This is a genomic window from Gordonia sp. QH-12 (assembly GCF_001578675.1).
GTDB lineage: Bacteria > Actinomycetota > Actinomycetes > Mycobacteriales > Mycobacteriaceae > Gordonia > Gordonia sihwensis.
The window spans coordinates 24,890-35,128 of record NZ_KQ969306.1 but is presented as its reverse complement, the minus strand read 5'-3'; the positions used below and the strand labels follow the sequence as shown (position 1 = coordinate 35,128).

At 69.1% G+C, this 10,239-nt stretch carries 9 protein-coding genes; all 9 read right to left on the bottom strand.

Annotated elements, in window-relative coordinates; translation table 11 throughout:
* Window positions 1–85 precede the first annotated feature (85 nt).
* Window positions 86–2,380, bottom strand: a complete 2,295-nt coding sequence (locus Y710_RS17135; protein ID WP_006898323.1) for a RelA/SpoT family protein — start codon at window positions 2,378–2,380, stop codon at window positions 86–88.
* A 13-nt stretch (window positions 2,381–2,393) separates the two neighbouring features.
* Window positions 2,394–2,963 carry an adenine phosphoribosyltransferase gene (locus Y710_RS17130; protein WP_006898324.1) on the bottom strand — a complete coding sequence of 190 codons (570 nt, stop codon included), beginning with the start codon at window positions 2,961–2,963 and terminating at the stop codon, window positions 2,394–2,396.
* Window positions 2,960–4,660: an ABC transporter substrate-binding protein gene (locus Y710_RS17125; protein WP_062368001.1), complete on the bottom strand. Its 1,701-nt coding sequence runs from the start codon at window positions 4,658–4,660 to the stop codon at window positions 2,960–2,962. The genes Y710_RS17130 and Y710_RS17125 overlap by 4 nt, the downstream gene beginning before the upstream one ends.
* On the bottom strand, window positions 4,657–5,730 hold the full coding sequence (gene secF / locus Y710_RS17120) for a protein translocase subunit SecF (protein WP_006898326.1): 1,074 nt from the start codon (window positions 5,728–5,730) through the stop codon (window positions 4,657–4,659). The genes Y710_RS17125 and secF overlap by 4 nt, the downstream gene beginning before the upstream one ends.
* Window positions 5,727–7,346, bottom strand: coding sequence for a protein translocase subunit SecD (secD, locus tag Y710_RS17115; RefSeq protein ID WP_062368000.1), 1,620 nt, complete (start codon window positions 7,344–7,346; stop codon window positions 5,727–5,729). Before secD ends, secF begins: the two co-directional genes overlap by 4 nt.
* 9 nt (window positions 7,347–7,355) lie before the next feature.
* Window positions 7,356–7,766 (bottom strand): preprotein translocase subunit YajC, encoded by a 411-nt coding sequence (gene yajC, locus Y710_RS17110; protein WP_062367999.1) that lies wholly within the window; start codon window positions 7,764–7,766, stop codon window positions 7,356–7,358.
* Between the two features lie 132 nt (window positions 7,767–7,898).
* Window positions 7,899–8,966 carry a Holliday junction branch migration DNA helicase RuvB gene (ruvB, locus tag Y710_RS17105; RefSeq protein WP_062367998.1) on the bottom strand — a complete coding sequence of 356 codons (1,068 nt, stop codon included), beginning with the start codon at window positions 8,964–8,966 and terminating at the stop codon, window positions 7,899–7,901.
* Window positions 8,963–9,556, bottom strand: coding sequence for a Holliday junction branch migration protein RuvA (gene ruvA, locus Y710_RS17100; protein ID WP_006898330.1), 594 nt, complete (start codon window positions 9,554–9,556; stop codon window positions 8,963–8,965). Before ruvA ends, ruvB begins: the two co-directional genes overlap by 4 nt.
* A complete protein-coding gene (gene ruvC, locus Y710_RS17095) occupies window positions 9,553–10,146 on the bottom strand; it encodes a crossover junction endodeoxyribonuclease RuvC (protein WP_006898331.1) in 594 nt (197 codons plus the stop codon). Before ruvC ends, ruvA begins: the two co-directional genes overlap by 4 nt.
* Window positions 10,147–10,239: the final 93 nt, after the last annotated feature.

Genomic DNA, 10,239 nt, shown 5'->3' with positions numbered 1-10,239 from the left:
GCTCCTCCGCTACTCGATGACCCTGAAGAGGCAGATAGCCCTGAACCAGGCCCGTCGCGCCCTCCGAACCCTCAAGGGGCGCGGGTCAGGCGGCGGACGTAACGCGGTAGACGTCGTAGACTCCCTCGACGTTGCGGACCACGTTCAGCACGTGGCCGAGATGCTTGGGGTCGCCCATCTCGAATGTGAACTTGCTGACCGCGACACGATCACGGTTGGTGGTGAGCGAGGCGGAGAGGATGTTGACGCGCTCGTCGGCGAGGACGCGGGTCACGTCGGAGAGCAGCCGGTGCCGATCGAGAGCCTCCACCTGGATCGCGACCAGGAACACTGAGGACGGGTTGGGCGCCCAACTCACCGGGACCAGGCGTTCGGGCTGCGACCGCAGGTCGTCGGCATTGGTGCAGTCGGAGCGGTGCACGCTGACGCCGCCGCCCCGGGTCACGAAGCCCAGGATCTCGTCGCCCGGCACCGGGGTGCAGCATTTGGCGAGCTTGACCAGCACGTTGTCGACGCCCTCGACCACGACTCCGCTGTCACCGCTCTGCCTGCTGCGGGTCGGCGACGACGGAGTGGCCCGATTGGCGATCTCCTCTTCGGCCGCGTCGACGCCGCCGAGCATCGCCACCAGCCGATGCACCACCCGTCCCGCGGGCACATGACCCTCTCCGACCGCCGTGTACAGCGCATCGACGTCGTTGAAGCCGAACTCCTTGGCCAGCGCGTTGATCGACTCGCCCGAGACCAGCCGGTGCACGGGCAGACCGCCGCGGCGGACCTCCTTGACGATCGCGTCCTTGCCGGCTTCGAGTGCCTCCTCGCGGCGCTCCTTGGCGAACCATTGGCGGATCTTGGCCTTGGCGCGGGGCGAGACGACGAAGTTCTGCCAGTCCTTGCTGGGTCCGGCGTTCTCGGCCTTGGACGTGAACACCTCCACCACTTCGCCGTTCTCCAGCGCCCGCTCCAGCGCCACCAGTCGCCCGTTCACGCGGGCTCCGATGCACCGGTGGCCGACCTCGGTGTGGACCGCGTACGCGAAGTCGATGGGCGTCGACCCCGCGGGGAGCGTGATCACGTCGCCCTTCGGGGTGAAGACGAAGATCTCCTTCACCGCGAGGTCGTAGCGCAGGGACTCGAGGAACTCCCCCGGGTCGGCCGCCTCCCGCTGCCAGTCGAGCAACTGCCGCATCCACGCCATGTCGTCGACCTCGGCGATGTCGGTCGCCTTGCGCCCCTTGCCCTTCCGGCCCTCCTTGTAGCGCCAGTGCGCGGCGATGCCGAACTCCGCGGTCCGGTGCATCTCGAAGGTGCGGATCTGCACCTCGAGCGGCTTGCCCTCGGGGCCGATCACCGTGGTGTGCAGCGACTGATACACGCCGAAGCTGGGTTGCGCGATGTAGTCCTTGAAGCGACCGGCCATCGGCTGCCAGAGCGAGTGGACCACGCCGATCGCGGCGTAGCAGTCGCGGACCTCGTCGCACAGGATGCGCATGCCGACGAGATCGTGGATGTCGTCGAAGTCCTTGCCCTTGACGATCATCTTCTGATAGATCGACCAGTAGTGCTTCGGCCGGCCTTCGACGGTGGCGGTGATGCGCGAGGCGCCGAGCGCGGTGTTGAGGTCGGAGCGCACGCGCGCGAGATAGGTGTCCCGGCTGGGTGCGCGGTCGGCGACGAGCCGGACGATCTCCTCGTACTTCTTCGGATGCAGAATCGCGAAGGCGAGATCCTCCAGTTCCCACTTCACGGTCGCCATGCCCAGCCGGTGCGCGAGCGGTGCGATCACCTCGAGGGTCTCCCGCGCCTTGCGGGCCTGCTTCTCGGGCGGGAGGAACCGCATGGTGCGCATGTTGTGGAGACGGTCGGCGACTTTGATGACCAGCACCCGCGGATCACGCGCCATCGCGATGATCATCTTGCGAATGGTCTCGGCCTCCGCCGCACTGCCGAGCGCCACCTTGTCGAGTTTGGTGACGCCGTCGACCAGATGCGCCACTTCGGCGCCGAAGTCCGCCTCGAGCTTCTCCAAGGAGTAGCTGGTGTCCTCGACCGTGTCGTGCAGCAGCGCCGCCACCAGCGTGGTGGTGTCCATGCCGAGGTCGGCGAGGATGGTGGCGACCGCCAGTGGATGCGTGATGTACGGGTCACCGGACTTGCGGAACTGGCCCGAGTGGGCCTCCTCCGCCACCGCATAGGCCTGCTGCAGGACGGCGACGTCGGCTTTCGGATACACCTCGCGGTGCAGACTCACGAGCGGTTCCAGGACCGGCGCGACCCCGCTGCGCGGCGGCGCCGTCATCCGCCGTGCCAAACGCGCTCGCACGCGGCGCGAACTCAGCGGTGAACCGTCGTCCGGGCGCTTGGTGTCGGGATCGCTCATAACGCGATGGTACTCAGCCGCGGCAGAGGTTATGCACTCGAACAGCGGGTCCGAGGTCCGCGGCGATCGTGGCCCGGCCGGGCAGATCCGCGAGTTCCATGATCACCGCGATCGCCTCGACCCGCGCACCGGCGGATTCGAGCAGCCGGGTGGCGGCCACGACCGTCCCCCCGGTCGCCAGGACGTCGTCGACCACGGCGACACGGCGCCCCGTGAAGTCGATCCCCTCGGCCGGCACCTCGAGCCGCGACGTGCCGTATTCGAGCTGGTAGTCGACGCCGATGACCGGCGGCGGCAGCTTGCCCGCCTTACGGACCGCGACGAGACCTGTGCCCAGTTCGCGGGCCACGGCACCGCCGACGAGGAAGCCTCGCGCGTCGATGCCCGCGATGAGGTCGGCCCCCGCGCAGGCCTGGGCGAGTGCGCCGGTCACCGCGGCGAACGCCGCCGCATCGGCGAGCACGGGCGTCAGATCTTTGAATTCGACACCGGGCGAAGGGAAGTCGGCGACGAGCCGAGCATGCTGCTCGATCGCGGCCTGCGCGAGGCCCCGCAGGTCGGACGAGCGTTCGGTGAGGCTCACCCCGACACGCCCCAGCGGTCCATGTTCCAGCCGGTGCCCGACACGCCGAGCCCGGGGACCACATGCGTGACCGACGACGATTCCCGTGCGCGGACGGTGCCGAACAGCGGAACCGTCGGCAATTCGTCCCACGCCGCCGTCTCGATCGTCCGCAGCAGCGGTAGCCGGGCGCTGTCGCTGCGCGTCGCCGCCAGCTCGGTGATCGCGTCGCTGACCTGCTTGTTACGGAAACCCGACAGGTTCAGCGGGTCGCCGCCGAAGAGGGCGTACGCCTCGGGGAAGCCCGATGCGGTGCTCGACGCGGCGAAGCTCCCGTCCGAGAGCAGCAGCGCGTCGACGTCCTTGCCGAGCGCGGTCACCGACAGATCGGGCGAGGCGACGTCCTCCACGGTGAAACCCGCGGGAGTGCAGGCGTCGGCGATCATCCGGACCGCGTCGGCGTTCTCCTGCGACTTCGCGAGGTATCCGATCCGGATCCGGGGTTTCGCGCGCGCCCCGTTCTCTCCGATCACACGCTGGGCCAGCAGTTCCTTGGCTCGCGGCACGTCCGACCGCGGGTACCGGCGGCCGTACTGGACGTTCAGCGACGATCCCAGAGGATCCGCGGGTGAGGCGGTGCGCAGATTCCACACCACGCCGTTGGTGCCGAAGCGGCGGGCGAGAGCGTCGCGCGGCATGCACGACGCCAGTGCCTTGCGTACCAGCGGATCGGCCGCGGCCCCCTTGCCGGCGAACACCAGCTGCGTCACCGACAGCGGAGCCGGTTCGCGCAACGTCGATCGGTCGACGGGGGTGGTGGGCGCGGCGCGTCCGGACACCCGATCGCCGAGCGCGAGGTCGGCGGTGTCGATGACGGTGGACCGGGAACCGTCGAGGGCGGCTTCGCCGTCGGTGCCCCGCGGCCAGACGGTGATGGTCTGCGCCGCCGGGCGCGCGCCCCACCACTTGTCGTTCGCGACCAGCTTGAGACCGCCGTCGACGGTGTACGAGTCGATGCGATACGGACCGGCGGACGGGAACCGGTCGGCCTCGACCGCGGCTCCCGGCCGAAGGTCGAAACCGGTGTTCCACGCCTTCGCGATCTTGGCGATCGCGGTCCGGTCGCCCGAACGGATCGGGTCGACCACGTTGGGCACGCCCGCCAGCCGCGCCACGACGTGCGCGGGCAGCAGCGTTCCGGAACCGAAGAGCTCGTTCCACTGGCCGTAGGCGCTGCCGCGTTTGAAGACCACGGTGGCGGTCCGGGCGCCCGGTGTGCATTCCACACGCGCGATGTCGCGGTAGCCCGCGTTGGTGGCGGCGTCGAAACCCGGTACCGAGCCGCCCATCGCGGTCGCCGCCAGGAACAGATCGTCGCAGCTGAGCGCGGTGCCGTCGGAGTAGACCGCGGCGGGTGTGAAGTCGTAGCGCAGAGTCAGGGCCTCGCCCTGTTCCTGCGAGACGGTGCCCACGTCCCGATCGGCGAGGATCTGGCCCTCCGGGCCGACGATGGAGAAGCCCGGGAGCACGCGGGTCAGCGCCATCAGGGCGCCGTCGGCGTGCGCGTCGACGGTGTTGACGTTGTACGACGACACCCGTGCGTCGATGAGGTAGTCCACGTCCGACCGCTTCTCGCCGCCGCACGCGACGAGTGCTCCACCCGCGGCCGCACCGACCGCGAGCAGAGCTGCGGCACGGCGCAGCCGCGGGTGAATCATGCTGAGACCTTCTCTCGGCGGGCGAGGACCTTGGCCGTGTGCCGCTTGATGTCGGTCGACCGTTCCTTCATCGTCACCAGCAGCGGCGAGGCGAGGAAGACCGAGGAGAAGGTGCCGACGACCACGCCGACGAGCTGGATCAGCGCCAGATCCTTCAGCGTGCCGACACCGAGCATCCACACGGCGACCACCATCAGCGCGATGATCGGCAGGATCGAGATCACCGTGGTGTTGATCGAGCGCATCAGCGTCTGGTTCACCGCGAGGTTGGTCTGCTCGGCGTATGTGCGGCGCGTGGTCGCGAGCACCGATCTGGTGTTCTCCTCGACCTTGTCGAAGACCACCACCGTGTCGTAGACGGAGAAGCCGAGGATCGTCAGCAGGCCGATCACCGTCGCGGGCGTCATCTCCCAACCGACGAGCGAATAGATGCCGGCGGTGACGACGAGGTCGAAGATGAGCGAGGCCATCGCCGCGATCGACATCTCCTTGTCGAATCTGATCGCGATGTAGATGAACGCCACTACCAGGAACACCGCGAGCGCGATCAGCATCTTTCGCGTGATCTCCTTGCCCCACGTCGAGCTGACGTCGGAGGAACTCACATCGGCCTGGGTCACCTCCGGCTCGAAGGCCGTGCCGAGCGCGTGCAGGAGCTTGCCGGTCTCCTCGGTCGTGAGCGTCTCGGTGCGCAGCTGGATGGTCGCGGAGTTGCCGCTGCCTGCCTGCTGAACCGACTGCGGGTCCTTGCCGAGGGTGTCGCTGAAGACCTTCGACACCTCGCTCGTGGTGACGCCGGCGCGTGCGGGCACCGACACCTGGGTTCCGCCCTCGAAGTCGATGCCGAAGGTGAACCCGCGGATCGCGATCGACAGGATGCAGATCAGCATCAGCACGCCGGAGATGACGTACCACATGCGGCGGCGCCGCCCGACGACGTCGAAGGCGCCGGTGCCGGAGTACAGGCGGGAGAGGAAGGACTGGTCCTTGGCCGCGACGTAGTCGGCGTCGGCCCAGTCCGCGGGCGCCGTGCCGGAGCGCGACGTGTCTGAGGTCGTCTTGTCGCTCACTGCGACTCCCCCTCTGATCGATCAGCGGCGGAGCCGGAGGTACGTGCCGCTGCGCTCGCCTTGCGACGAGCCCGCGCCACCTCCGATACCGCGCCGAGGCCGTTGACGGCCGGTCGGGAAAGGAACTCGTTCCGGCTCGCGAGCACCACCAGCGGGTGCGTCACGAGGAACACGATGACGATGTCGATCAGCGTGGTCAAGCCCAGGGTGAACGCGAATCCGCGCACCGCCCCCACGGCGAGCAGGTAGATGATCGCCGCGCAGATGAAGCTGACCGCGTTGCCGGTCCAGACCGTGCGCCGCGCGCTCTGCCAGCCGCGGGACACAGCCGACCGCACCGTCCGGCCCTCACGCATCTCGTCCTTGATGCGCTCGAAGTAGACCACGAACGAGTCGGCGGTCATGCCGATGCCGATGATCAGACCGGCGATGCCAGCGAGGTCGAGCGTGAAGTCGATCCAGCGGCCCAGCAGCACGATGATGCCGTACACCATCGCACCGGCCAGGATCAGCGACAGCACCGACAGGAAGCCCATCGCGCGGTAGTAGATCAGCGAGTAGATCAGGACCAGGATCAGGCCGACCAGGCCGGCGATCAGGCCGGCCTGCAGCGAGTGCAGTCCGAGGGTCGCCGAGACCGTCTGTGCGTCCGACATCGCGAACGACAGCGGCAGCGAACCGTATTTCAGTGCGTTGGCCAGCTGGTTCGCCTCGTCCTGGGTGAAGGAGCCGCTGATCTCGGTGGTGCCGAGAATCTGCTGGTTGATCGACGGCGCACTCAGCACCCGGGTGTCGAGCGTGACCGCGGTCTGGGTTCCGACGTGCTTGCCCGTGTAGTCGGCCCACGTCTTCTTGCCGTCGCCCTTGAAATCGACGTTGACCGTCCACGCGCCCGTCTGGTTCTGCCCGGCCTTCGCGCTCGCGATATCGCGGCCGTCGATCAGCATCGGCTCGAGCAGGTACACCATCCCGTCCTTGTCACCGCAGGTGACGAGGTACTCGTTCGGCCGGTCGTGGCCCACCAGCGGGTCGTTGGTCGACGCCGAGCAGTCGAGCTTGCCCATCTCCTGTCGCAGCTTGTCGAGGGTGGCCTTGTCGGCGTTCGCCGGGGCCTGCCGCAGGCTGCGCTGCTCGTCGATGGCCGCGGTCTGCTCCTCCGGCGTCATATCGGCGACCTTCTTGGCCGTCGGATCCGGTTTCTGCTTGGTCGCCGGCTGCTGCTCGACGACCGGACGAATGTAGAGCCGCGCGGTCTGACCGAGCGCACGAGCCTGTTTGCCGTCGTCACCCGGCACGGTGATGACGATGGTGCTGCCGTTGACGACGACCTCCGAGCCGCCGACGCCGAGGCCGTTGACGCGCTGGTCGATGATCTGGCGCGCCTGGTCGAGCTGTTCGGCCGAGGGCGCCTTGCCGTCGTCGGTGCGAGCGGTCAGCACCACCCGGGTGCCGCCCTGCAGGTCGATGCCGAGTTTGGGCTTCGGGCTTCCGCCGCCTGTGAAGAACACCAGCGCATAGATGATGCCGAGGACGACGAAGAACACCGTGAGCGGCTTCCACGGTGCAACCTCGGGCCGCAGCTTGGTGCCGGCGGCGCGTCGATTGGGTTTAGTCACGTGGGTCGTCTACTTCTCTTCGGGCTTCGCTTCGTTCTTCTCGTCGCGCGATTCGTCGGCCGCCGGCGCGTCCGGAACGATCTCTGATGTCTCGATCGCGGTGGTCTCAAGCGCTGTGGTCTCCGCCTCGGGGGCCTCATCGGTGGCCTCGCTCTCCGGCGTCACGACCTCGCGGATGGCCAGCCGGTTCCACTCGGTCACCACACCGGGAGCGAGCTCGAGCTTCACGACGTCGCTGTCACCGTCGCCGGTGTCGACCACGGTGGCGAAGAGACCCGAATGCAGCTGCACGCGCGCACCGGCCTCGAGGGAGTTCTGCATCTCGTTCATAGCGGCCGCACGCTTCTTCTGGTTGCGGATGCTGAAGAACATGAAGCCGGCCATCAAGACCAGCATCAACGGGAGGATCAACGATTCCATGGGGACCAGTGTGCCAGGCCCGCCGGGCGCGAGACTCACAGGTGGCGCTCGCGTCGCGATTCTGATTCACCCTCCGACCGATCGCGTCGTACGGCCGCCCGCGCGACCGCCCGTCCGACGGCGTGACGTGCGTCAGTCGAAGAGGGTTCCGGTGCCGTCCTCGCGCACGCGGACCCCGAGCACTCGGTCCATCGCACCCGCCGGCGGCTGGAGACCCAGGTGACGCCAGGCCGCCGCGGTGGCGACACGGCCCCGCGGAGTCCGCGCGATCATTCCGGCGCGCACCAGGAACGGCTCGCACACCTCTTCCACCGTGGCCGGTTCCTCGCCGACGGCCACGGCGAGCGTCGAGACGCCCACCGGCCCCCCGCCGAAGCCGCGCACGAGAGCGCCGAGGACCGCGCGATCGAGCCGATCCAGTCCCAGTTCGTCCACGTCGTACACTGCCAGCGCCGCGCGCGCGGCCGACAGGTCGACGCGGCCGTCGCCGCGCACCTCCGCGTAGTCCCGCACTCTCCGCAGGAGCCGGTTCGCGATTCGGGGCGTTCCGCGCGAGCGTCCGGCGACCTCGGCCGCGGCCTCCGGTTCGATGGCGATCCCGAGGATCGCCGCCGACCGCTGCAGCACCCGGACGAGCTCGCCGGTCTCGTAGAACTCCATGTGCGCGGTGAATCCGAACCGGTCGCGCAGCGGGCCGGTCAGTGCGCCGGATCGCGTGGTGGCGCCCACCAGGGTGAACGGCGCCACCTCCAGCGGGATGGACGTGGCGCCCGGGCCCTTGCCCACGACGACGTCGACGCGGAAGTCCTCCATCGCCAGGTACAGCATCTCCTCGGCGGGCCGGGCGATGCGATGGATCTCGTCGATGAACAGCACATCGCCCTCGACGAGATTCGACAGCATCGCCGCCAGATCGCCCGCCCGCTCCAGCGCGGGGCCCGAGGTGATGCGGATCGCCGCCCCCATCTCGCCGGCGATGATCATCGCCAGCGACGTCTTGCCCAGCCCGGGAGGCCCCGACAGCAGGATGTGATCGGGCGTGCGGCCCCGCGCCCGCGCCGCGTGCAGCACCAGTTCGAGCTGTTCGCGGACGCGCGGCTGCCCGATGAAGTCGGTCAGGCTCGACGGCCGCAGACTCGCGTCGAGGTCACCGTCGCCCGCGATGGGACCGGCCGCCAGGAAGTCTTCCTCCGGATTCATCGACGCGGCCCGAGGGCGGTGAGCGCGGCGCGAAGGAGAGCCGACGAGTCGGCGTCGGCGTTGTCGGCGAGTACCGCGGCGACGGCCTTCTGCGCGGCGCCCTCGGTGAAGCCGAGGCCGACGAGAGCCTCGGTGACCTGGGCGCCGGCTCCGGCAGGCACCGAGACTCCCGCCTGCGACGACGCCGGTCCAGCGGTCACCTTGTCGCGCAACTCCACCACCAGCCGTTCGGCCACCCGCTTGCCGATCCCCGGAACCGCCGTGAGCGCCTTCGCATCCGAATCGGCCAGCGCACGCCGCAGGGTGTCCGGCTCGAGGACCGCCAGCGTCGCCATCGCCAGACGCGGACCGACGCCGGTCACCGTCTGCAGCAACCCGAACAGGTCGCGCGCCTCGGGATCGGTGAAGCCGTACAGCGTCATCGAGTCCTCGCGCACCATCATGGCGGTGAGGAGCCGCACCGTGGTCCCCCGCTTGAGCGACCCGAGAGTCGGCGGAGTCGCCAAGACGCGATAGCCGACTCCGGCGCATTCGATCACAGCGTGATCGAGCGCGATGTCGATGACCTCGCCGGACACGGACGCGATCACGACGCCGCCTCTCCGCCCAGCACAGCGCGGGCCTCCTCCTGTGCCGCCTTGAGCCGGGCGCGATGACGGTTCTGCGCCTCGCGCGCCCGCTTGGCGGCCTCTTCCATGCGATCGTTGACCGGACCGCGCCAGCAGTGACAGATGGCCAGCGCGAGCGCGTCGGCCGCGTCGGCCGGCTTCGGCGGCGTCTGCATTCCGAGAATCCGCGTGACCATCGCCGTCACCTGCGCCTTGTCCGCCCGGCCGGAGCCGGTGACAGCGGCCTTCACCTCGCTCGGCGTGTGGAACCGCACCGGGATTCCGCGTTGCGCGGCGGCCAGCGCGATCACGCCCGCCGCCTGTGCCGTACCCATCGCCGTGCTCACCTGGCGTTGCGCGAAGACCCGCTCGATCGCCACGACGTCGGGTCCGTGCGTGTCGATCCAGTGGACGGCGCCCACGTGGATCGCAAGCAGCCGTTCGGCCAGTTCCATGTCGGCCGGGGTGCGGACCACGTCGACGTCGAGCGCGGTGACTCTGCGGCCGGTTCCCGCCTCCACCAACGCGATTCCGCATCGGGTGAGGCCGGGGTCGACGCCCATGACTCGCACTCGCGCCTCACTTCCCGATCAAGGCCGTCGTCGCACCCGATCGGCACGACGACGGCATCCTCCGCTGCAGCGCAGCGGTAAGAACACTTGTTC

Coding starts and splice junctions, on each gene's coding strand:
- Y710_RS17135 (WP_006898323.1), bottom strand. CDS start 2,380: ATGAGCGATCCCGACACCAAGCGCCCGGACGACGGTTCACCGCTGAGT.
- Y710_RS17125 (WP_062368001.1), bottom strand. CDS start 4,660: ATGATTCACCCGCGGCTGCGCCGTGCCGCAGCTCTGCTCGCGGTCGGT.
- yajC (WP_062367999.1), bottom strand. CDS start 7,766: ATGGAATCGTTGATCCTCCCGTTGATGCTGGTCTTGATGGCCGGCTTC.
- ruvB (WP_062367998.1), bottom strand. CDS start 8,966: ATGAATCCGGAGGAAGACTTCCTGGCGGCCGGTCCCATCGCGGGCGAC.